The following is a 21672-nucleotide window of genomic DNA, read 5'->3' on the forward strand; positions in this document are numbered from 1 at the left end:
CGATGCCTGCGCTCACTCCCGAGTTCACTCCGCGTCGCCCGCCGGACCGACATCAGTCGGGAAGCCGTCGGGGACCGACGGCGGGCGCTCGCACTGCGCCGAGAGTTGGACGTACGCGCCCTCCTCGGCGGACTCGCGGATACCGTCCATCGCTTCGAGGACGTGGAACCCGAGGTCGCCGCTGGTCCGGTGGTCCCAGTCGGAGCGAAGCGAGTACGCGAGGTCGACGAGGCCGAGACCGCGCTGTTGGCCGGGGTGGTCGCGCTCGACGGAAACCTCGCGCCACTCGCCGTCGTCGTCGTCGCTGAGGTGGACGCGAGGCGTCCCGTCGAACCGGTTGGGGTCGGTGACGCTCAGCGTCCCCTCGGTGCCGTAAATCTCGAACCCCGGCAGTTCCGACTCCCACACGTCGAAACTCGTGAGGAGCGTCCCCGTCGCGCCGTTTTCGAAGGTCACGACGGCCGTCTCGTGGGTCGGCACCGACACCGGAATCCGCTCGCCGCGGCGCGGTTCGCTCGTTATCTCGCGCTCTGCGAACGGGGTGTTCGCGGTCCCGGCGACCGACTGAATCGGGCCGAGGAGCGTCACGAGCGACGTGAGATAGTACGGCCCCATGTCGAAAAGCGGGCCGCCGCCGTCCTCGTAAAATCCGTCGGGGTCCGGGTGCCAGTGTTCGTGGCCGTGGTTCGACCAGAGCGCCGTCGCGCCGACTGGGTCGCCGATGCGGCCCTCGTCGATGAGGTCGCGGCAGGTCTGGATGCCGGTGCCGAGGACGGTGTCGGGCGCGACGCCGACGGTCAGTCCGCGCTCGGCGGCGGTCTCCAAAATCGCCTCGCCTTCGGCCTTCGTCGCCGCGAGCGGCTTTTCGGTGTAGGCGTGTTTGCCCGCCTGAAGCGCGGCCGACACGAGGTCGCCGTGGGTGCCCGCCGGCGTGAGCACGACCGCCACGTCGATTACGGGGTCGGCGAGCAGGTCCTCCGTCGCGAGGACGCGAGGCACGCCGTACTCGTCCGCCTTCGCCTCCGCGCGGTCCGCGTCGAGGTCGGCGCAGGCGGCGATGTCGAGGGCGTCGAAGCGGTTCCCCGCCTCGAAGTAGACGTCGCTGATGGCTCCACAACCGATGATACCGAGAGTCACGCGCTCCATACCGGGGCGACGCGGGAGAGGCCCAAATAGCTGTTGCCGGGCGCGGGCGCGAAGGGGTCGTCGGTCAGGGAAGCGCGCTCAGTCGTCCGCGTCTTCGAGGTTGCCGCGGCCGCCGATAGACGACACCGACACCCACTCGCCGCGGCTGTCCGATACCTCGGCGGCGAAGGCGATGTCCAGTCCTTTTCTGGCCGCAGCGGGTGAGACCATCGGCGGTCGCCCCTCGGAAACGGCCGCGACGAAGTCGCGTATCTGGGCGACGTGCGGGCCGTCGGGGCGGGGTTCGGGGAGTTCAACGGGCTGTTGTTCCCCGTTCACTTCGAACAGTTCGACGCCCGTCTCGGTGACGCGAAGCGTCCCCTCGGTTCCGTTGAATTCGAGGCTGATGGGCTGTTGGGGTCGCGTCGCCGTCGTCGCCGACACCTGCCCGAGCGCGCCGCCCTCGAATCGGAGGGAGAGCGCGGCCGTGTCGGGGGCGTCGATGTCGTGGTACAGCGCGTCGCCGGTGCCCGCGACCCGTGACACGTCGCCCGCGACCCACTGGAGCAGGTCGATGCCGTGAAGCGCCTGCGTGAACAAGACGCCGCCGTCGAGGTCCGCGCTCCCGTGCCACGAAGACACGTCGTAGTACGAGCGGTCGCGGTGCCACTTCACCCGCACGTCGGCGAACACGAGTCGTCCGAGCCGGCCATCGCGGACCACCTCGCGGGCGAACTGCATCGTGGGGAACAGCCGCCGTTGGAGGATACAGGCGAGGGTGACGCCCGCGTCGCGGCAGGCGGCGACCATGTCGTCGACACGGTCGGGCGTGATTTCCAGCGGCTTCTCGCAGAGCACGTCGATGCCGTCTGCCGCGGCGTCGACGACGATGTCGCGGTGGGCACCGTTGGGCGTGCAGACGCAGACGGCGTCGAGGTCGGCGTCGACTAACAGGGCGGCGTGGTCGGTGTACGACGGACAGCCGTATGTCTCACCGAACGAACGAGCGGTCTCCGCGGTGTGGTCGGCGCAGCCGACGAGGTCCGCGCCGTCGACGGCGGCGAGCGCTTCGGCGTGGGACCGGCCCATGCTCGAACAGCCGACGATACCGACCCGAACCGGCGTCTCGGTCATCGGCGCTCACCGTCGGACGAGAGAGTGGCAGTGACTGTGACTGTGGGCGTCATCGATTCGAACGTCAGCGGGCGGCGTGATAAGCGTTTACGAGCGGGGGTCGGGGTCGCGCAGTCGTGCGGTCGCGCGGCCTCACTCGGGCGAGAAGCTCTCGGTGAGCGTCCGCCCGACGAGTCCGGCGGCGACGAACGCGAGGACGCTGGTGCAGACGAACGCCGTGGCGTAGTCGAACCGGGTGGCGAGCACGCCGACGACGAGCGGGCCGAGCACGCCGCCGAGGCCGCGAGCGGTCGAGCGAAGGCCCATCAGTTCGGACTCGCGGTCGACGGGGGCCACGTCGGCGACGAAGGCGATAGTGCCCACGGTGAGCATGGAGAACGTCACCGCGTGGACGACGAAGGCGGTGCTGCTGATACCGATGCGGGCCAACTGTCCGTCGGGGACGAGCGCGAGCACCACGACGAGCGCCTGCACGCCGCTGCCGGCGAGACCGCCGACGATGAGCTTCTTCCGCCCGATGCTGTCGCTCAGGCGGCCGAAGCCGTACATCGAGACCACACGGACCGCGGGGCTGACCGCGAGGACGGCACCCATCACGACGTTCGAGAGGCCCACGTCGGCGACGAGGAACACCGGGACGACCGAGATGAACCCCTTCTCGGTCATGTTCCGGAGGACGATACCGACGTACAGCCAGCCGAGTCCGGTCCGCTCGAACAGTTCTCGCCGCGCGCCGCCGGGGAGGAGTCGGCCGCGGACTTCCCCCAGGAGTCGGCCCGCGGTCAGCGTCGCCTCCGACGGCGGCGTCGGGTCGCTGATGCGGAGCGTGAGGAGGGTCGCCACGAGTCCGAGGCCGACGACGACGAGATAGAGGTCTGTCGGGACGAGCACGCCGACGAGATAGCCGACGAACAGCCGACCGCTGATGGCTCCCGAGGAGCGGGCGCTGCTGTAAAAGCCGATGGAGCGCCCGCGGCCGGACTCGCCGCCCGACTCGCTCACGATGGTCAGAATCACCGACTGGAAGCCGGCGGTGAACACCGCGAACAGCCCGCGACAGGCGATTTGGAGCGGGACCGACGCGGTGACGGTCAACGGGGCGACCGCGAGCGTCGAGAGGAACGCGGTGCCGATGAGTATCGCCCGCCGGCGACCCGTGATGTCGGCGATTGCGCCCCAGACCGGGGCGAACACGAACAGTCCGAAGGAGAACGCCGCGTACGCGAGGCTCACCGCGAACGGCGACCCCTGTTCTCCGATGTAGAGCGCCATCGCCGTGCCGAAAAGCGACCCGCACGCGACGCGCGAGACGCCGATGAGCGCGAGTGCGCTCCGCTGCCCTCGACTCGCTGGTCGAGCCTGCTGATTGACTCCCACTACGACCGGGTGTGACACTACCACCCAATAAAGATTGGCGAGGCGGAAGGCGGCGCGTCCGACCCGGCGAGCGGACTCGGTGGTGCGTCAGGTCGACGGGCCGGCGCGGGCGATGGCGAACTCCGTGAGTCCGTGTCGCTCGGCGCAGGCTCGGTCGCCGTCCGCGACGGCGAGAAGGAGCGATTCGAGGTCGTCCGCGTCCGCCTCGCGAGCGTCGAGGTCGATGTCGTCGGGGACCGCCGCGAGGGTGTCCGCGTCGCCCGAGAGTTTCACCACCGGGACGACGGGATGGCCGGCCGGCGTCCCCTGTCCCGTGACGTGGAGGACCAGATGCGCGCCCGCGGCGGCGAGGCCGGTCGCGGCCTCCTCGACCCGGGAGGGGGCGTCGAGAATCGTCACCCCGCCGTCGGCGTTCGTGCCGTTCGCGGCGTCCACGTCGCCTCGGTCGTGCCCGGCTCCGACCCGCTCGCCGTACGCCACGACACCCGTGACCGGCGCGTCACCGAGGAACCCCGTCGCCGCGTCGAAGCCGCGGGTCGCCGCCTCCGTGCCGACGCGCGTCGCCCTCGCGGGCCTGCCCGCCGCGTCGAGCAGTCGGTCGGCGGCCGCGCCGCCGACGAGCGCCCGCGTCTCCTCGGGGTGCGCGGCGAACCGTTCGTTGCCGGCGACGACGACCCGCCCGCCGGCCGCCGCGACTCGCTCGACGAACGCGGCGACCAGCGGGTGGGCGTGCCGTCTGGTCGAGTCCGCGAGGTCGTCGACGACGACGCCGACCGTCAGGTCCCCGAGCGTCGCCGCCGAGTCGTCGGCCGTCGCCGTCGAGTCGTCCGCCTCCGCTGGCTCCTGCGGGGCCGCCGACTCGCGGAGGTCGGCGACGGCGGCCGCGCCGCGGTCGACGCAGGCGTCGGTCCCGCCGGCGTCCTGTATCGTGAGTTCGCGGACCGGAAGCCCGCGTTCCTCGACCGCGGCGGCGACGGCGTCGCTGCGGACCGTCTCGCAGCCGAGGCCGACGACGACCGTGCCGGCGACGTTGGGGTTGCCGGCGAGACCGACGAGCGTTCGTTCGGTCTGCTCGGCGTCCGCGCCCAGTTGCCCGCAGCCGTGGTCGTGGGGCGCGGCCACCGCGCCCGGCGAGCGAGCGGCTATCTCCTCGGCGACGACGTGCGAGCAGATGACCGACGGGAGGACGAGCACCCGGTCGCGGATTCCGAGGCGGCCGTCGGGTCGGCGGGAGCCCGAGAACGAATCGCGGCCGGTTCGGTCGGGTCGGTCGGGTCGGTCAGTGAGGCGGTTCTCGGTCATCGCTCCGCCTCCGTTGCCGCCATGTCGCCGCGGCCGCGGGTGCTCTCGCAGTTGTGCGTGTGGACCCACTCGCCGGCCGCGACCGCCTCCGTGGCCCGCCCGATGACCTCGCCGTACTTGCGGACCGCCTCGCCCGCCGACAGCGGTTCGAGGGCGAACTTGTGGCCGAACGGAACGTCGTCCGCGAGCGTCACCGTCCGGTCTCCGTCGCGGACCTCGCGGCCGTCGTCGAGGTCTCCGAGCGCCGTCGCCACGCTGTCGCCGTCGGCCAGCACGAGGGCGGCCCCGTCGAGGACGCGGCCCTTCACGCGCCACGCACCTCCGCGAGTTCGCGCGGGTGGACCTCGGTGATGGCGAACTCCTCCATCCGGCGCGTCTCGGCCCCGGTGCGCTTCCCGTCGGCGACGGCGAGCACCTCGTCGAAGACGCGCTCGCCCGCCTCGGCAATCGTCGCATCGCCCTCGACCACTGCCCCGGCGTTCACGTCCACGTTCGCCCGCATTCGCTCCCACGTCCGGGGGTTGCCCGTGACCTTCACCACGGGCGCGACGGGGTTGCCGGTGGTGCTCCCGCGGCCGGTGGTGAAGACGATAATCTGCGCCCCGCCGGCGACCTTGCCGACGACGCTCTCCACGTCGTAGCCCGGCGTGTCCATCAGGACGAGGCCGCCGCCGACCGGCAGGCGCTCGGCGTAGTCGACGATGCCGCGCACGGGGGTCGTGCCGCCCTTCGAGATGGCTCCGAGGCTCTTTTCCTCGATGGTCGTGAGGCCGCCGTCCTGATTGCCGGGCGAGGGCTGTGCGCCCCGGAGGTCGACGCCCATCAGGTCGGCGGTCGCCTCGCGTCGTTCGACGCGGTCGAGCAGTCGACGGCGGGTCTCCTCGTCGGCGCATCGCTCCGCGAGGACGTGCTCCGCGCCGATGAACTCCGGCGTCTCGCTGAACGAGGCGGTTCCCCCGGCCGCGACGAGACGGTCGCAGGCGTCGCCGACGGCGGGGTTGGCGGCGATGCCCGAGGTGGCGTCGCTCCCGCCGCACTCGACGCCGACGACGAGTTCGCTCGCGTCGGCCGACTCGCGGCGGGCGTCCGCGACCGCCTCGTTCAGCGAGTCGAGGGCGGTGCGTCCGCGCTGGAGGGCCGCGGCCGCCCCGCCGACCTCGCGGACCGACAGCGTCTCTACCGGCTTCCCGTCGCGGGCGATTCGGTCGGCGATATCGTCGGCGTCGATGTCCTCGGTCCCGAACTCGACGACGAGCGCCGCGCCGACGTTCGGGTTGCGTCCGACGCCGACCAGCACTCGCTCGGTCTGTTTCCGCGCCGCGTCCGGTTGGCTCGCTCCCATCTGGTGCGGCGTCGCACGCGCCCACGCCCCCGCTTCGGCCGCGACGCCGCGGGCGACGCAGGACGACGCGACCGAGGTCGGAAGGACGGCGACGTGGTTTCGGACCCCGACGCGGCCGCTCTCCCGGCGGTAGCCGGTGAACTCTCGTCTCATACCACGGGATTCGGTAGCGCCCGACAAAGTGGTTTCGTCGGGCGCGGGCGGAACGCTCTTGCGGGCGGGTCGAGTGAGTGAGTCGTATGCGAACCTACGAGGTCAGCCGCATCGACGCGGCCAGAGCGGTCCCGCTGACCGGGACGGTCGACGGGACGGTGTGGGAGCGGGCGAACGTCGCCCGGCTGGACGAGTACGCGTGGGGCGACGAACCCGGCCCGGAGACGACGGTCAGGGCGCTGTTCGACCCGGCGGCGCTCTACCTCCAGTTCCACGTCGAGGACGACGAGATAACCGCCGACGTGACGGAACTGAACGGGCCGACGTTCGAGGACAGTTCGGTCGAACTGTTCGCCACGCCAGAGCCGCCAGACGACGGCTCGCCGGGGCGGTACTGCAACTTCGAGGCGAACTGCTGCGGCGCGTTCAAACTCGCGTGGCAGGAGCCGAACTGGCGCGAGCGCGACATCGGCCGCGACCTCGTCGCACCGACCGACGCGGCGGCCGTCGAGGTCGAGACATCAGTTTCCGGCCCGACGAAGACCGCGTCCCCGGACGACGACACCTGGTGGCTCGCGGCGCGGCTCCCGCTTTCGACGCTCCGGTCGCTGACCGGCCTCCCGCTCGAACTCGACTCGGGGGCGGTCTGGCGCGGGAACTTCTACCGGAGCGGCCTCCCCGACGCGCAGAAGGGGACGTGGAACCGCATCGACCTACCGGAGCCGACGTACCACTCGCCGGAGTTCTTCGGGCGCATCGAGTTCGAGTGAGCGGTCGTCGCCAGTTGGCGAGGCGGGTGGTTATCCCGCGCAAGCCGTGGTGGGTGGTGGCACCGAAACGGCTTTTCGCACGGGTCGCGAACGGCAGCCCATGCGACAGCCGTCAGCGTTAGTCATCGGAGAGACGACCTTCTCGTTCCACGACTTCGAGGAGATGCGACCGCACATCGAGTCCGCCATCGGCGACGCCGCCGCGGTGACCGCGACGACAGACAGGGACGCCCTCGCCGCCCTCGGGGGCTACGACCTCGTCGTGGACTACCTGACCGACGCGACCCTAACAGACGAGCAGTTGGACGGCCTCCTCGGGTTCGTCCGCGACGGCGGGGCGTACCTCGGTCTCCACTGCGCAGCCGACCTCATCAACGTCCACGACGGCGACGGCGGCCTCGACAAACGCGACGAGCCGTTTCCCGACCTCCGCGACCTCCTCGGCGGTCACTTCCTCACCCACCCCGAGCGCTCGACGTTCGGCGTCGAAATCGTCTCCGACCACGCCGTGACAGACGGCGTCGGCGGCTTCGAGGTGTTCGACGAGCCGTATCAGGTCGACGTGGACGACGACGTGACCGTGCTCGCGCGCATGGCCCACCCCGACCTCACCGACTACCCGGTCGCGTGGGTCCGCGAGTACGGTTCGGGCCGAGTCTGTTATGCGTCGCTCGGCCACACCGCCGAGGCCTTCGAGAACGAGGACTACCGGCGACTGCTCCGCAACGCCGTCGGCTGGCTGGTCCGCGACTGAGCGGGTCGGCCGCGGCGTCGCCGGCGTTACCGTGTGAATGTTTATCCCGGTCGGTTCCGAACGTCGGGGCATGAACCTTCGAGCCGCCGACCTGACCGTGTTCGTGTTCGTCCTCGGCGTCCTGCTCTCGGGGATGTGGCTGGCCCAGCAGTTCGGCATGCAGTGGTCGCCGATGCTGTTCGCCATCGTCGCCGTCGTCGCGGCCGTCTGGACCGTCTACTACCGGTTCGGCGTGGAACCGCGAATCGACGCGAGCAGAGCGGACGACGGGACCGACCGACAGGAGGCCGGTGCCGGCGACGGCGCGGGGGAGTGACCGACCTCACCGAGTCGCACCGCCGGAAAACAGCGTTCTCAGATGCCGCTTCGCCCGCTATCGCTCGCTGAAGTACGGGATAATCTCGTCTTCGTAGTGGCGCATCGTCGTCTCGTAGTCACCGACGGGGATGAGAACGAGGTTGTCGACGCCCGCCTCGCGGAACGCCTCGATGCGCTCGATGGCGCGCTCGGGGTCGCCGGCGACGCAGATGTCGTCAACAGCCTCGTCGGGAATGCGCTCGGCCGCCGCCGACAGTTGCCGTTCCTGTTGCTCGTCGAACGCCATCTGCCACATAACCGGCGTCGACGCCGCGATATCCTCGTAGCCCATGTCGGCGAGGAGCGGCGGCCGGAGCGCGAGGTTCACGCGGTTGCGCTCGATACCGGCCGCGCGGGCCTCGTCGCCGTCGTCGGAGACCGTCGTCGGGACCATGACGGCGCGGTCGATGGCATCGGGGTCGCGGCCGCGGTCCGCGGCCACGTCGAGGACCTTCCGCAGGTCGGCCGCGTACTCGTCGGGCGAGTAAATCCACGGGAACCAGCCGTCAGCGACCGCGCCCGTCAGGCCGCGCATGCTCTCGCCGTAGCCGCCTATCCAGAGCGGCGGCCGCGGCTCCCGTGCGGGCTTCAGCCCCATGTGCGCGTCGTCGAGGTCGAAGTAGTCGCCCGCGAAGGAAAACGGCTCGTCGGCCGTCGAGTTCCACAGGCCGTCGATGACGGCGACGCACTCCCTGAACCGGGTGTACGGGTCGTCCCAGTCGATGTCCGCAACCGGCGCGAAGTTGAACGCCTCGCCGGCCCCGATGCCGAGACCGGCGCGACCGTCCGTCATCCGGTCCAGCGTGGCCGTGACGTGCGCGAGTTCGGTCGGGTGGCGGCGCACCGAGTCTGCGACGCCGGGCATGAGAGTCACTTCCTCGGTGCGCTGGGCTATCGCCCCGAGGACGGAGAACGCCTCCCACGGCGGGTCCACCAGATACTCCTCGGAACCGGTCGGGTGAAACAGGTGGTCCGGGACGGTGACGGTGTCGAACCCGGCCGTCTCGGCTCGGACCGATCGCTGGATGGTTTCCTCGACGTTTCCGTAGCTGACCACTTGACAGCCGAAGCTCAAGCCGCGGCTCGGTGTGCTCGACATCGCGTGTACCGACTGAACGGCGGGATAAATAGCTGCCCCCGAAAGCGGGGAAGTGACGTGTTCGGGGGGTCGAAACGCCGACTTACGCCCGCAGGACCGACGCGTCGAGGTCGTAGTCCGTGAAGTACTCCCGCTCCAGTTCGACGAGTTTCGCGAACAACTCCTGTGCCTCGTCGCGCGAGACGGTGACGAGCGGTTCGTTGAGGAACGCCTGAAACGCGAGGTCGAGGTCGCCCTCGAAGCCCGCGCGGACGAGCGTCTCCTGATTCGTGACGTGGGTTTGCACCATGCTCTCGACCTCGTCGGGCAGGCCGCCCGCACAGAGGGGCGTCACGTCGTCGCCGGAGAGGAGCGCGTTCGTCTCCACCACCGCGCCCTCGGGGAGACCGTCGACCTGCCCCTCGTTGGGGTAGTTGAGGTGCGTGACGAACGTCCCCTCGCCGGAGAGCGCCCGCATGATGTCGACCGCCTCCTCGCCGGACTCGCGGAACTCGAACGCCGCGTCGCCTTCGAGGTAGCGCTCCATCTCGTCCGGACCCTCGTCGTCGGAGACGCGGGCCGAACTCGGCGTGAGTCGGATGCCGTAGCGCTGGATTTCCTCCGGTTCGTCGATGCTCAGATACCACGGGACGAACTCCACGAGGTGACGGTCGCCCGCCGCGCCGAGGACGCCGAAGCGGTCGTAGAGGTCGAAGGCGACCGCCTCGTTGTTCACCCAGTAGGACTCGCCGTCGAGGTCGCCCGGGTCGCGGTCGAAAAGCGGCTTCCGGCGGTCGAGTTCCTCGTCGAGGTACTGGAACACGTCGCGGTCGCGCCACCGCGCCTCGTCGACCCACGTGAAGTGGTTGACGCCCTTGACGTTCACTCGAATCTCGTCGCGGGCGACGTCCTCCGCCTCGTCGATGTAGCGCTCCGCCATGTCGGCGAACAGCTCCTGCGTCTTGAACACCTCGTGGCAGAGCCCGATGGCGTTGATGTCGGGGAACTCCTCGTAGAGCGCCCGCGTGCAGACCGTCATCGGGTTGGTATAGTTGATAACCCACGCGTCCGGGCAGCGCTCGCGGACCGTCGCGGCGATGTCGCGGTACTGCGGAATCGCGCGCAGCGCCCGAATCGCCCCGCCGGGACCGACGGTGTCTGCGACCGTCTGATAGATGCCGTACTCCTGCGGCACGTCGATGTCGTGGACGAACGTCTCGCCCGGCGGGTCCTGAATCGAACAGATGACGAAGTCGGCCCCGTCGAGCGCCTTGTCCATGCTCCGGGTCGCCTCGAACGACCAGTCACCGGCCGCCTCCTCGCGGTCCATCACGCGGTTGCCGAGGAGGGCGTTCTTCGACGCCATCTCGTAGTTCACGTCGTACAGCGTGACGCTCCCCGCGAGGTCAGGACACTGCGCGAGGTCGTTGATGAGCGTGTGGGCCCACCCCTGACTCCCGCCGCCGATGTAGCCGATGTCGATGGTTCGGGACGAACCCGACGGTACAGGCTCCGCCTGCTCCGACAGCTGATACATGTGATAACATATGACGAGTCAGGGTCGCAAATAGCTGTCGTTTCGGGGGGTCCGGATGCTCCGTCACTCGGTCAGGATGGTGACCGGTCCGTCGAAGTTGAGGACGACGCGCTGTGCGGTGTCCCCGAACAGCGCCTTTCCGGTCGGCGAGCGCTGTCGGCCGGCGACGTAGACGTGGTCACAACCGCGCTCGGCGGCGACGCGAATCACCTCGTCCGCGAACTCGCCCTCCTCGGCCACGACGGTGACGGCGTCGTACTCGACGGTTCCGTCCACCGACTCGAACGCCTCGTTCGCTGCCTGCGACGCGAATCGGGTTGCGACCTCCCGCGCGGAGTTCGACTCCAGCGGCGTGTTGGCGGCGTCGCTCATCGCCTGCAACGTCTCGGCGTTCTCGACGATTTCGTCCTCGGTGATTCGCGTGAGGAGTACGAGCGGCGTGTCCGTGCCGGCCGCGATTTGCCCCGCCTCGGCGAGGAGGCGCTCGTTGGAGTCCGTACTGTCGACTACCACTAGCGATGACTGCATACCGGTGCCACGGTGCTTTGACGCATAAAACTATCCCGCGAGTCGGAACAGCGCGGGGTCGGTTCGGCGGCGCGGTGAGGAAGGAGACGAGCGGGCGAACGGCCCGACTCAGTTGTCGGCGCGGTACCGCTCAAGCGCGTCTTCGTCGATGTCGACGCCCAGTCCGGGGCCCTGTGGCACGTCCACTTCGCCGCCGGTCGGGTCGAACGGCGACTTGAGAATCTCGTCGCGGAGCGGGTTCTCGCTCCGGTCGAACTCGACCATCATCGGGTCCGGGACGTGCCGCGTGTGCGGGTAGTCCGAGACCGAGGCCGCGAACTGGACCGCCGCGGCGAGGCCGACAGCGCTGTTCCAGACGTGCGGCCGGACCGCCACGTTCTCCGTGCTGGCGAGGTCGGCGATGCGACTCGCCTCCGAGAGCCCGCCGCACCGACCGAGATTGGGCTGGACCACGTCGACCGTCCGGTCGTCCACGAGACGCTTGAACTCGAAGCGGCCGTAGTGCGCCTCGCCGGCCGCCAGCGGCACGTCGACGCCGCGTTTGACCTCGCGGTAGCCCGAGAGGTTCTCCGGCGGGACGGGCTCTTCCATCCACGTGATGTCGAACTCCTCGATGGCCTTCGCGGTTCGAATCGCCTGTCGCGGCCGGTAGTTCCCGTTGATGTCGACCATCAGTCGCGCGTCGTCGCCGAGGAGTTGGCGGGCGGTTCGAACCCGCTCCACGTCGGAGTCCGTGCCGGTGCCGATTTTTATCTTGGCCGCCGAGAAGCCCTCGTCGACGGCGTCTCGAATCGGCGCGGCGATGTCGCGGTCCGCCTCGGTGAAGTACATCGTCGAGGCGTAGGCCGTGAGCGTCTCGCGGGGCGTCCCGCCGAGGAGGCGGTGGACGGGTTTGCCGGTCGCCTTGCCGACGAGGTCCCACAGGGCCACGTCGATGCCGCTGAGGGCGCTCTGGACGAAGACGCTCCCGCCGAAGTGGTACGGGTCAGTGTACGACTCCTCGGCGAGCCGCCGCACGTCGAAGGGGTCCATCCCGACCACGTCGTCGCGGAAAAACTCGTCGACGACGGGCGCGACGACGCTCCCCGGCGCGAACGCCTCGCCCCAGCCGACCTCGCCGGTGTCGGTGTCGACGCGGATGAGCGTCGTCGCCCTGTCGTGGCCGAACCCGCGCGCGTCGCCGAGGCCCTGCCCGTCGGGCAGGCGGTGCGATATCGGGATGACTTCGATGTCTGTGATTTCCATGTCGGCTACACTGCGGACCGGTACAATATAGCTTGTGCCGAGCGGTCGAGCGACGGCGCGGCGGCGACCCACCGACGTGACAGTGCCGGATGGGATAACCGAGGCGCTTGAGGCCGATTCCACTCGGGTTCGGGATGTCCGGCCCGAGGAGGCGAACCGACGATGTCAGATAGCCATAACTTTCATTGTTTTTCACCTTGATCGATGATTGCTGGCAATCATGCTACACGTTAGCTACCATGAAACACAATAGACGGGAGTTCATGAGAGCGATTGGTGTCGGAACTATCGGGAGTTCGGCTCTGTTCGCGGCCGATTCGGCCGCGGCAGCGGACGGTTCCGAGCGTACCGACTCGTCCACCGGGTCGTATTTCGGCCCCGGCGACGGGTTCGCCGATGCGGCTCCGTGGCTCGACGACGACACGCCGGTGTACACTGTGACCGAGCCAACGCGCGAGGCGTTCGAGGCCGCCGTCAACCGGAGTGGGCCGCGCGTCGTGGTGTTCGAGACGAGCGGAACCATCGACCTCGGCGCGGCGCGACTCACTATCGACGAGGACAAACTGTATCTCGCCGGACAGACCGCCCCGTCGCCGGGTATCACGCTCGTCCGAGGTGGCCTCTGGGTCGAAGCTGACGACTGCGTGCTCAGACACGTCCGGGTTCGGCCGGGCGACGCCGGACGGGACGTCGGGTGGGTTCCCGACGGGGTGCGGACGGCCGACGAGACGGAGAACAACGTCATCGACCACTGTTCGATTACCTGGGCGGTCGACGAGAACGGGTCGCCCGGGTACGACTCGCGACGGACGACCTACTCGAACTGCATCATGGCCGAGGGACTGGCCGACGCCACGCACCCGAAGGGGACCCATTCCTATGGGTCGCTTGTCGGCGACGGTGCAGAGGAGGTTGCGCTGTACGGGAACGTCTGGGCCCATAACATCGGCCGCAATCCGCGACTCAAGGCCGAGACGCGCAGCGCGCTCGTGAACAACGTCATGTACCATTACAACGAGTCGGTCAACCTCGGGGACTCGACGGTAGCGAGCATCGTGGGGAACTCGTTCCGCCGGGTCGACGAGGGAGACTACAATATCGAGGGCGGCGGCGAGGTGTACGGCGACGCCAACACCACCGACCCGGAGACGCCGATGTACGGGCCCGACGTGACGCTCCTCGACGAACCGCCGCTGTGGCCCGACGGGCTTTCGCCGCTCTCGGCCGCCGACGCGACGCGACACAACCTCGCGTACGCTGGGGCGCGCCCGGGCGACCGAACGTATCAGGACCGGCGGGTCATCAACGAGGTCCGAAACTTCGATGGCGAGTACATCGACAGCCAGTCGGCGGTCGGCGGCTATCCGGACCTCGCCGAGAACAACCGGGAACTGCACGTCCCCGAGAGCGACCTCCGGCAGTGGCTCGAATCGCACGCCGTCCGCGTCGAGCAGCGCGACGCCGGGTCTCGCTGACCCGTTCGACGACGCGAAAAGAAAAGCGGCGTCGTGGCGACTACCGCCACACGACCGGCTTCGTCACTCGGCGTCGTCGTAGTGGAACTCGGTCCACGGCCCCTCCTCGAAGGGGTAGTCGTCGAGCACGTCGAGGTTCACCTCGACGCCAAGCCCCGGCGCGTCGGACAGCGAGAGGACGCCGTCCTCGACGGTGGGTTGACCCTCGATGATGTCGAACGCGAGGTCGAAGGGGTACATGCCGGGGTCGGTGTCGGCGTCGAGGAGCGGGTCGTCCTCGAAGACCGGATATTCGAGAAGCGACACCTCGGGCGCGGCCGCGACGAGGTGCGCGTTCGCCAGCAGGCCGACCCACGTCCCGAAGTTGTGCGGGACGAACTCCACGTCGCGGCCGACGCAGGACTCGACCGCGGGACGACAGCCGGTGTAGCCGCAGTGGTGGCGAACGTCGCCCTGGAGGAAGTCCACCGCACCCGTCTCACCGAGCGCGACGAGTCCGTCTGGCGTCGGTTCGCTCTCGCCGCCGGCCAGCGGCGCGCCCGTCGCCGCGAGGTCGACGTAGCCCGCGTGGTCGTCCGGCGAGACCGGCTCTTCGACCCAGTAGCAGTCCCGCTCGGCGGCGAAGGTGACGAGGTCCTCGACCGTCTCGCGGTCGTAGCCGTCGCGAATCTTCCACCACGTGTGCACGTCGAGCATCACTTTCATGTCGCCCGCAATTTCGGAGAGTAGTTCGATAGTCCGGCGGTCCCCGTCGGGACCGATGCCCGGTCGGTACTTGTAGCCGAAGAAGCCGAGGTCGCGGATGGTCGCCGCCTGTTCGGCGTAGCCCTCGGGTTCCATGTACATCCCGGCGCTCGCGTACAGGGGCATCTCCGTCGTCGGGTCGGTGCCGTAGTCGTCGGCGAGCAGTTCGTAGATGGGCGCGCCGACCTGCTTCCCGCGGATGTCGTACAGCGCCACGTCGAGCGCCGAAATAGCCTCGTGGCGGAGTCGGTCGGGCAGGTCGGTGTCGCGGAGTATCGCGTGGGCGTCTCCGACTTCCTCGATTGGCTCGCCTTCGAGCGCGTCGGCGACCGCACCGTTTACCACGTCCGCGAAGGTCCCCTGCGAGTCGCCCTCGAAGTACTCCCGCATCGCGGAACTGCTCGCGCCGGCGGTGGCGATGCCGCGGGTGCCGTCGGCCGACTCGACGACGACGAGCACCACGTCGCGTTTGAGCAGGCGACGGGTGCCACCGTGGAAGGGGCGGTCCTGCGGCGGTTCGATGGGTGACGAGAGAGCGTAGCCGCTGATAGTCGCGATTCGCATATCTCAACAGACTCGGCCATCACGATAAAACTCCGCCTCGCAAGCGGGACTCGGGGAGGGAGCGGAGACAACCGGGAGAGAAAGGCGGCGCGCTACTGGAAGACGTCGGCGGCGAACGGGTAGAGGTCGTCGAGGGCGACGCGCTCGTTGCGCCGGCCCGACTCGTAGGCCGCCATGGTGATGAGCACCGCCTTGAGGCCGTCGCGGGCGGTCGCGGGCGGCGTCTCGCCGGTCTCGATGGCGTCGAGGAACGCGGTTCCCTTGCTCAGCCACCGCTCGTAGCCGTCGTAGGGGTGGTGTTCGGTCCCCTCGTCGTCGATGACGTAGCCGGTGCGGTCGTCCCACTCGTGGCCTTCGAGGTATATCGCGCCCTCGTCGTCCCAGATGTGGACGTGCTCGCGGGTCCGCGCGACGACGCCCGTGTCGGAGACGTTCGCAACCGCTCCCTCCGCGAACTCGACGATGATAGAAGACTGGCGGTCGAACACCTGCTCGTCGTCGTGGAAGTCCACGTAGGCGTTGACGTGGGTCGGCGTGAGGCCGGTCGTCCAGAGGATGGCGTCGATGACGTGCGTGCCGACGTTCAGGAGGTGGCCGCCGCCGCTCAACTCGGGGCTCATCCGCCAGTCGTCTTCCTTCTCGTAGTAGGACTGCCAGTCGTGAGTCACCTCGCCGGTGATAAAGCGCGGGACGCGGTCGCCGTCGGCCCACTCGTCGCGGGCGCGCTTGTAGGCCGGATTGAAGTGTCGCTGGTAGCCGACCATCACGGTTTGGTCGCTCGCCTCGGCGCGGGTCGTGAGTTCGTAGGCCTCCTCGGCGTCGGTCGCGAGCGGCTTCTCGCAGAGGACGTGCAGGCCGCGGTCCAACACGGCCGAGGTCTGTTCGTAGTGGAGGCCGTTGGGCGTCGCGACGGCGACGGCGTCCATCGGGGCCGAGTCGAGGAACGCCTCGAACGACCGGTAGCGGTGCGCCTCGGGAACGTCGAAGGAGTCACCGACCTCGGTGAGGCCGTCGGGGTCCACGTCGGAGATGGCGACGAGGTCCGACCGGGGGAGTTCGACGAACTGTTGGCAGAGCCGACGACCGAGGCTACCGAGGCCGACGACGCCGACGGCGATTGGAGACGGGTCTGTCTGACGCGGCATGGATGCGATTACAGAGATAGGGCAGATAACTGTTGTGACGGTCGTCGGGCGCGCGACCCCCCTGTCCGAAGATTTTATGCGCGAGTGCCCGGTGGTTCGGGTATGCCACTCGCAGAGAGCGGTGTGCGCGAGCACCTGCGCGGCGTCGCCGCCGGGCTCCTCACCCCGTTCGACGACGACCTCGACATCGAACACGACGAACTGGCAGCGAACGCGACGACGCTCTACGACGGGGGAATCCGCACGTTCCTCGCGTCGGCGAACATCAGCGAGTACCACTCGCTGACCCGGCAGGAGCGAATCGCGGTGACGGAGACGGCGGTCGACGCGCTCCCGTCAGACGTGTGCGTCCTCGCCGGCGTCGGCGGGAGCACGGCGAGCGCGCGCGAACTCATCGACGCCTACGACCGCATCGGCGTCGACGGGATGATGATAATGCCGCCGGACCACACGTACGTCCACGAGCGCGGCCTGCTTCGCTACTACGAGAAACTAGCCGAGGCCTCGACGGCCCCGCTGGTGCCGTACGTGAAGGGGTTTAACCCGTCAATCAACTATCTCCGTGACCTCGCGGGACTCGACGGCGTGGTCGGCATCAAGTACGCCATCGAAGACGCCGTAAAACTCGGCGCGGCCGCCAGCACCACCGGCGACGACGTGGTCTGGGTGGACGGCCTCGCGGAGCCCTTCGCCGTCTCGTTTTGGAACGAGGGCATCGAGGGGTTCTCGGCGGGCGTGAGCAATTTCCGCCCGGAAGTCGGCCTCGCGCTGTTCGAGGCGCTCACCGAGGAGAACTGGGGGCGCGCCCGCGAGCTTCGAAACATCTGTCTGCCCTACCAGAACTTCCGCGACCAGACCGGGCAGAACAACAGCCTCGACGGCGCTATCAGCGTCCCAGCGGTGAAGAAGGGGCTCGAACTGGCCGGCCTGCGCGGCGGGGCAGTCCGCGAGCCGATTCGGTCGCTGTCGGCCGACGACGAGCGCCGCGCCGAGGAACTGTACGACCAACTCGACGACGACATCGAACGTCTCATCGACTGAGTGGGGACGACAGAAGACGCCGACGACCGACAGCGGCGAGAGCGACGGCCACGCACGAGGTCGAGTGCGTCGCTATCGGCGCGGAGAGTGACGACTGAACCGACGGTTCAGCGACGAGACGGCCGGCCTGCGCACCGCGGGCCGGACCGGACAGCTACCAGTATCTCGCGCGACCCAAATATTCATCACCCGAGACGCGGGGTATGTTGGCATGCGCGAGTTCGAAGCGACCGCCGAGGCGACTCGGCCGCCGACGTGGGCGCACAAACAAAGAGCGCTGTTCGACCTGACCGCCGACGCGGTCGACCGGTTCGTCGCCGACTACACCGGACCCGACGGAGAGCCGTTCTGGCCGCCGGACGACCACGTGGGCGTCGACGGCTTCGACGACGTGGTCGAGGGATTCTACAACTGGCCGCTCGTGTACGCGATGGGCGGCGAGGAAAGCCTGCTCGACCACGCCCGCCGCGTGTACGAGGCCGCGCTCGAACGCGGCGCGGAGACGGAGACGCCGTTCGGCCATCCGATGGTCGTCGACGAGTTCGAACAGTGCCGCGACTGGTTCCACCTCGGGGAGGGCAATCTCTACACGTACAACATGGGCCTCGCCGCGCCCGACGACGAGGCGGTCGTCGACCGGGCGAAGAAGTTCGCGGAGCTCTACACCGCCGACTCGGAGGCGAGGAACTACGACGCCGACGAGCGGGTGGTTCGCGGGCCGATGAACGGGAGCATGGGCCCGGAGTTCTGCGACTTCTCCGCCTACGAACACCACCCCTACGGCGCGGACTACCGCTGGGCCAGACACGGCCTCCCGTGGCGGGACTTGGAGTTCGACGAGGCCGCAGACCTCCTCGACCCGGCGAACGAAGAGCGCCTGTTCGAGGTGTTGAACGAGCGCTGCGCGAAGGGCGACATCCCGCTGAACCTCAACATCACGAGCCTGATGACGAACGCCTACCTCCACACCGGAGAGGAACGCTACCGCGAGTGGGTGACCGACTACCTCGGCGCGTGGCGGGAGCGGACGGCCGAGAACGGCGGTATCATCCCCGACAACGTCGGGCGCTCCGGCGAAATCGGTGAGTACACCGACGGCTCGTGGTACGGCGGCTACTACGGTTGGTCGTGGGGCGGGTGGCACTACGTCGGCATCGGGCCGACGGTCGCCGCCGAGAACGCGGTCCTGCTCGAAGGCGACCGGGAGTATCTCGACTTCCCGCGGTCGCAGCTCGACGTCCTCATCGAGAACGGCATCGAAGTCGCAGAAGACGACGTACACAGCACCCTCCACATCCCACACAAGTACGGAGACGAGGGAGACTACCACTACAACGCGTCGGGTGTTCTCACAGAAGACGACGGAGAGGTGCTGTGGCGGGACGGCTGGTACGAGTTCCAGCCGCACACGGACGACCCCTACGCGGTCCACCTCTGGTACATGTCGATGCGCGACGAGGACCGAGACCGGATTCGTCGGCTCCGCGACTGGGGGACGCAGGACTGGCGACGCGTCGACCCGCGGGCGAAGACGAAACACGGCGACGGCCACGAGTACGCGTGGCTCGCCTATCTCGACGGGGAGTTCCCGGACTACCCGGACCGAATCCTCGACGCGACGCGCGAGCACGTCGACGAGCGACTGCGGCTGTTCGACGCCGAGGGAAACGAACCGACGACCGTGGACGAGGACTACCTCAGGGACCGGAACCCGGCGTTCCACAAGGCGCTCCTCCAACTCACGATGGGCGCGCCACAGCCGGTCTACTACGGCGGCCTCGTGATGGCCCAAGTGCGCCACTTCGACGCCCGAAGAGAGCGGCCGGGGCTCCCGTCCGGCGTCGCCGCGCTCGTGGAGTCGGTGACGAGCGACGGCCTCGAACTGACGCTCGTCAACACCGGTGCGAGGCGGGAGGAGGTCGTCGTCCAAGCCGGCGCGTACGGCGAACACCGGTTCACCGCGGTCGAGACCGACGGGGCGGAGCGCGGTGTCGACGACCCGAGTTACGACCACCCGTGGTCGGAGACGGAGCCGTAAGCGACACGCCGACCGGGCCGCGCCGGGTTCGGAAGGCGCGTACGAGGACTGGAAAAGCGTCGATTCGTTCCCGTCACGGGAACGACAGTAGTCGTCGCGTGGCATCTCAGTATTCGAGAGAGCGACTGAGAAGTCTCGAAACCGATGATTAGCTATCAGGTCGCCCTGCGACGGAAACACCGGGAGAAACGGTGTTCCCGTGTTGGGAATTATTAATCGAGATATATTCTACGAGTCCGGAGCGAGGGCCGTGGGAGGAGCTATCAGACACAGATTACACCCATACGTCTGTAACGAAAATGGGTCGGGAAATCGGGTCAGCATCTCGTAGTTCGTCGGCTCCGAACGCAGGAGTGGCTGATTCGTCGCTGATAGCCGTTCTTCTTCGATTATACACATTGTTCCCTTTGAGGGAACGGGCTTTGCGCGTGAACGAGGACCGCAGTCACGAGTGGTGAGAGAATTTATCACCGGGGGCGAACACTATGGCGCATGCCCACACGAGTCACCGTCTGGAACGAGAACGTCCACGAACGGGAGGAACCGGCCGTTGCGGAGCGGTATCCGACGGGAATCCACGGAACCATCGCGGCGCATCTGGAGGGACCGGACCGCGAGGTACGAACGGCGACGTTACAGGAACCCGAACACGGCTTAGACGAGGCGACGCTGGACGCGACGGACGTGTTGGTCTGGTGGTCCCACTGCGCCAACGACGAGGTGACAGACGCCGTCGCGGAGCGCGTCGTCGACCGCGTCCACGAGGGGATGGGCTTCATCCCGCTGCACTCTGGGAAGAACTCGAAGCCGTTCACGCGACTGATGGGGACGACCTGCAACATCAAATACCGCCACGGCGGCGAGCGCGAGCGGGTGTGGGTCGCGGACCCCGGCCACCCCATCGCTGACGGCCTCGACGAGCAGTTCGTCATCCCGGCGACGGAGACGTACGGCGAGCCCTACGACATCCCTGAACCCGATAGAACCGTCTTCATCTCGTGGTTCGAAGGCGGCGACGTGTTCCGCTCGGGCGTCTGCTACCGCCGCGGCCGCGGACGAATCTTCGCGTTCCGACCGGGCCACGAGGAGTATCCCATCTTCCACCAAGACGAGGTCAAACGCGTCATCGACAACGCCGTCGAGTGGGCGACGCCGACCGAGGGCGCGTCGGCGCGGTGGGGGAAGACCGACCCGCTCGAACACGTCGAGGAGTGAGCGGAGCGGCGCGCGTCGGCGCGGAGACTGTTCCCCACTGAAGAACGACGACCACAACTGCTGCTGAACGAATTCGCTCTTTGGTCACTGGGAGAACTGGGAGGATGTTCGACCTCGGGGTCGAGCAGCGGGACGGCCACACATACCAGATTTAGATATATATTTGAAAATTGGTAATTCAACGTAGAACAGCAACAGGAGGCTACGACGTGCTCGCGGTGGGGTTCCACCGTGAGCCGACAGTCCGCATCAGCCATCCGCCGATTCGACCGCACCCCAGACCGAACATGGAGGCGAGACAGACGACGACCCCGCCGGCGAATGCGAAGAACGCGACTCTGGACAGCGGCCACGCCACCGTCGTTCCCGTCGTCACCGCGAATATGACCAGTTCTAGAACGCCGCCAAGAAAACCGGCGTAGAGTCCGGCGGCGTCCGAATCCACCGAGCGGACCGCGGCGACGACTCCCGCGGTGACCGCCCCGAATATCATCATCCCGGCACCGACGGTCGCCTCCGAGTTCGGGAACCAGTTCACCACGGCACTGATGGGAAGCGAGGCTATCGCCCCGACGAGCGCGGCGTTCCATTCCGGAGAGAGGGCACTGAAGCGGGGAATCGAGATCATACGCGCGTATGTAAGGCGGCTAAGAAGTCATATATTTGGCGGGGTTTGACCGCGGGGGTCGAACTGTACTCGGCGTCCGGGCCGTTCGTGGTACTGTTCGCAGACTGTGGGGCCGGCGAT

General features: G+C 68.4%; 20 protein-coding genes. 7 read left to right on the plus strand and 13 right to left on the minus strand.

The genetic code is table 11. From position 1 onward, the window contains the following. Positions 1-24: 24 nt before the first annotated feature. The 6 genes from DVK03_RS14620 to DVK03_RS14645 all read right to left on the minus strand — a co-directional run bounded on the left by DVK03_RS14620 (position 25) and on the right by DVK03_RS14645 (position 6433). Entirely contained in the window at positions 25-1146 is a 1122-nt protein-coding gene (locus tag DVK03_RS14620) for a Gfo/Idh/MocA family protein (RefSeq protein ID WP_115803632.1), read from the minus strand. Positions 1147-1224: 78 nt separating this feature from the next. After that, the gene (locus DVK03_RS14625; RefSeq protein WP_115803631.1) at positions 1225-2259 is read right to left on the minus strand and encodes a Gfo/Idh/MocA family protein; all 1035 of its coding nucleotides are present in this window, start codon (positions 2257-2259) and stop codon (positions 1225-1227) included. 132 nt (positions 2260-2391) lie between these two features. Continuing rightward, positions 2392-3576, minus strand: coding sequence for an MFS transporter (locus DVK03_RS14630; protein ID WP_315851354.1), 1185 nt, complete (start codon positions 3574-3576; stop codon positions 2392-2394). 147 nt (positions 3577-3723) lie between these two features. Continuing rightward, positions 3724-4938 (minus strand): UxaA family hydrolase, encoded by a 1215-nt coding sequence (locus DVK03_RS14635; protein ID WP_115803629.1) that lies wholly within the window; start codon positions 4936-4938, stop codon positions 3724-3726. Next, the gene (locus DVK03_RS14640; protein WP_115803628.1) at positions 4935-5246 is read right to left on the minus strand and encodes a UxaA family hydrolase; all 312 of its coding nucleotides are present in this window, start codon (positions 5244-5246) and stop codon (positions 4935-4937) included. Before DVK03_RS14640 ends, DVK03_RS14635 begins: the two co-directional genes overlap by 4 nt. Next, entirely contained in the window at positions 5243-6433 is a 1191-nt protein-coding gene (locus DVK03_RS14645) for a UxaA family hydrolase (RefSeq protein WP_115803627.1), read from the minus strand. The genes DVK03_RS14640 and DVK03_RS14645 overlap by 4 nt, the downstream gene beginning before the upstream one ends. Positions 6434-6519: 86 nt before the next feature. Between DVK03_RS14645 and DVK03_RS14650 the strand changes: the two genes are divergently transcribed. From DVK03_RS14650 to DVK03_RS14660, 3 genes are all read left to right on the plus strand, one after another. Beyond that, on the plus strand, positions 6520-7203 hold the full coding sequence (locus DVK03_RS14650; protein WP_115803626.1) for a carbohydrate-binding family 9-like protein: 684 nt from the start codon (positions 6520-6522) through the stop codon (positions 7201-7203). Between the two features lie 100 nt (positions 7204-7303). Then, positions 7304-7957 carry a ThuA domain-containing protein gene (locus tag DVK03_RS14655; protein ID WP_115803625.1) on the plus strand — a complete coding sequence of 218 codons (654 nt, stop codon included), beginning with the start codon at positions 7304-7306 and terminating at the stop codon, positions 7955-7957. Between the two features lie 70 nt (positions 7958-8027). Beyond that, on the plus strand, positions 8028-8273 hold the full coding sequence (locus tag DVK03_RS14660; protein ID WP_115803624.1) for a hypothetical protein: 246 nt from the start codon (positions 8028-8030) through the stop codon (positions 8271-8273). Positions 8274-8330: 57 nt separating this feature from the next. Here DVK03_RS14660 and DVK03_RS14665 read toward each other — a convergent pair whose 3' ends face one another. From DVK03_RS14665 to DVK03_RS14680, 4 genes are all read right to left on the minus strand, one after another. Next, a complete protein-coding gene (locus DVK03_RS14665) occupies positions 8331-9413 on the minus strand; it encodes an LLM class flavin-dependent oxidoreductase (RefSeq protein ID WP_115803623.1) in 1083 nt (360 codons plus the stop codon). An 82-nt stretch (positions 9414-9495) separates the two neighbouring features. Continuing rightward, the gene (locus DVK03_RS14670) at positions 9496-10929 is read right to left on the minus strand and encodes a hydrolytic enzyme lplD (protein ID WP_008608596.1); all 1434 of its coding nucleotides are present in this window, start codon (positions 10927-10929) and stop codon (positions 9496-9498) included. A 63-nt stretch (positions 10930-10992) separates the two neighbouring features. Then, positions 10993-11442 (minus strand): universal stress protein, encoded by a 450-nt coding sequence (locus DVK03_RS14675; RefSeq protein WP_115803713.1) that lies wholly within the window; start codon positions 11440-11442, stop codon positions 10993-10995. Positions 11443-11565: 123 nt separating this feature from the next. Further along, entirely contained in the window at positions 11566-12702 is a 1137-nt protein-coding gene (locus tag DVK03_RS14680; RefSeq protein WP_115803622.1) for a mandelate racemase/muconate lactonizing enzyme family protein, read from the minus strand. Positions 12703-13139: 437 nt separating this feature from the next. On the opposite strand from DVK03_RS14680, the gene DVK03_RS14685 reads away from it, so the two are divergent. Continuing rightward, entirely contained in the window at positions 13140-14177 is a 1038-nt protein-coding gene (locus DVK03_RS14685; protein WP_158599088.1) for a hypothetical protein, read from the plus strand. A gap of 63 nt (positions 14178-14240) precedes the next feature. On the opposite strand, the gene DVK03_RS14690 is transcribed toward DVK03_RS14685, so the two are convergent. Together DVK03_RS14690 and DVK03_RS14695 are read right to left on the minus strand one after the other, a co-directional pair. Continuing rightward, positions 14241-15485: a mandelate racemase/muconate lactonizing enzyme family protein gene (locus tag DVK03_RS14690; RefSeq protein ID WP_115803620.1), complete on the minus strand. Its 1245-nt coding sequence runs from the start codon at positions 15483-15485 to the stop codon at positions 14241-14243. Positions 15486-15577: 92 nt separating this feature from the next. Further along, positions 15578-16630: a Gfo/Idh/MocA family protein gene (locus tag DVK03_RS14695; protein ID WP_115803619.1), complete on the minus strand. Its 1053-nt coding sequence runs from the start codon at positions 16628-16630 to the stop codon at positions 15578-15580. Between the two features lie 102 nt (positions 16631-16732). On the opposite strand from DVK03_RS14695, the gene DVK03_RS14700 reads away from it, so the two are divergent. From DVK03_RS14700 to DVK03_RS14710, 3 genes are all read left to right on the plus strand, one after another. Continuing rightward, positions 16733-17671, plus strand: a complete 939-nt coding sequence (locus DVK03_RS14700; protein WP_115803618.1) for a dihydrodipicolinate synthase family protein — start codon at positions 16733-16735, stop codon at positions 17669-17671. 211 nt (positions 17672-17882) lie between these two features. Then, a complete protein-coding gene (locus DVK03_RS14705) occupies positions 17883-19709 on the plus strand; it encodes a hypothetical protein (RefSeq protein ID WP_115803617.1) in 1827 nt (608 codons plus the stop codon). A 492-nt stretch (positions 19710-20201) separates the two neighbouring features. Continuing rightward, positions 20202-20924 carry a ThuA domain-containing protein gene (locus DVK03_RS14710; protein WP_004041191.1) on the plus strand — a complete coding sequence of 241 codons (723 nt, stop codon included), beginning with the start codon at positions 20202-20204 and terminating at the stop codon, positions 20922-20924. Positions 20925-21126: 202 nt separating this feature from the next. On the opposite strand, the gene DVK03_RS14715 is transcribed toward DVK03_RS14710, so the two are convergent. After that, positions 21127-21552, minus strand: coding sequence for a DUF5518 domain-containing protein (locus DVK03_RS14715; protein ID WP_115803616.1), 426 nt, complete (start codon positions 21550-21552; stop codon positions 21127-21129). Positions 21553-21672: the final 120 nt, after the last annotated feature.

This window comes from Haloferax sp. Atlit-109R (assembly GCF_003665865.1).
In the GTDB taxonomy this organism is placed as follows: domain Archaea; phylum Halobacteriota; class Halobacteria; order Halobacteriales; family Haloferacaceae; genus Haloferax; species Haloferax volcanii.

Coding starts and splice junctions, on each gene's coding strand:
- DVK03_RS14620 (WP_115803632.1), bottom strand. CDS start 1,146: ATGGAGCGCGTGACTCTCGGTATCATCGGTTGTGGAGCCATCAGCGAC.
- DVK03_RS14625 (WP_115803631.1), bottom strand. CDS start 2,259: ATGACCGAGACGCCGGTTCGGGTCGGTATCGTCGGCTGTTCGAGCATG.
- DVK03_RS14635 (WP_115803629.1), bottom strand. CDS start 4,938: ATGACCGAGAACCGCCTCACTGACCGACCCGACCGACCCGACCGAACC.
- DVK03_RS14645 (WP_115803627.1), bottom strand. CDS start 6,433: ATGAGACGAGAGTTCACCGGCTACCGCCGGGAGAGCGGCCGCGTCGGG.
- DVK03_RS14650 (WP_115803626.1), top strand. CDS start 6,520: ATGCGAACCTACGAGGTCAGCCGCATCGACGCGGCCAGAGCGGTCCCG.
- DVK03_RS14655 (WP_115803625.1), top strand. CDS start 7,304: ATGCGACAGCCGTCAGCGTTAGTCATCGGAGAGACGACCTTCTCGTTC.
- DVK03_RS14660 (WP_115803624.1), top strand. CDS start 8,028: ATGAACCTTCGAGCCGCCGACCTGACCGTGTTCGTGTTCGTCCTCGGC.
- DVK03_RS14665 (WP_115803623.1), bottom strand. CDS start 9,413: ATGTCGAGCACACCGAGCCGCGGCTTGAGCTTCGGCTGTCAAGTGGTC.
- DVK03_RS14670 (WP_008608596.1), bottom strand. CDS start 10,929: ATGTATCAGCTGTCGGAGCAGGCGGAGCCTGTACCGTCGGGTTCGTCC.
- DVK03_RS14680 (WP_115803622.1), bottom strand. CDS start 12,702: ATGGAAATCACAGACATCGAAGTCATCCCGATATCGCACCGCCTGCCC.
- DVK03_RS14690 (WP_115803620.1), bottom strand. CDS start 15,485: ATGCGAATCGCGACTATCAGCGGCTACGCTCTCTCGTCACCCATCGAA.
- DVK03_RS14695 (WP_115803619.1), bottom strand. CDS start 16,630: ATGCCGCGTCAGACAGACCCGTCTCCAATCGCCGTCGGCGTCGTCGGC.
- DVK03_RS14700 (WP_115803618.1), top strand. CDS start 16,733: ATGCCACTCGCAGAGAGCGGTGTGCGCGAGCACCTGCGCGGCGTCGCC.
- DVK03_RS14705 (WP_115803617.1), top strand. CDS start 17,883: ATGCGCGAGTTCGAAGCGACCGCCGAGGCGACTCGGCCGCCGACGTGG.
- DVK03_RS14710 (WP_004041191.1), top strand. CDS start 20,202: ATGCCCACACGAGTCACCGTCTGGAACGAGAACGTCCACGAACGGGAG.
- DVK03_RS14715 (WP_115803616.1), bottom strand. CDS start 21,552: ATGATCTCGATTCCCCGCTTCAGTGCCCTCTCTCCGGAATGGAACGCC.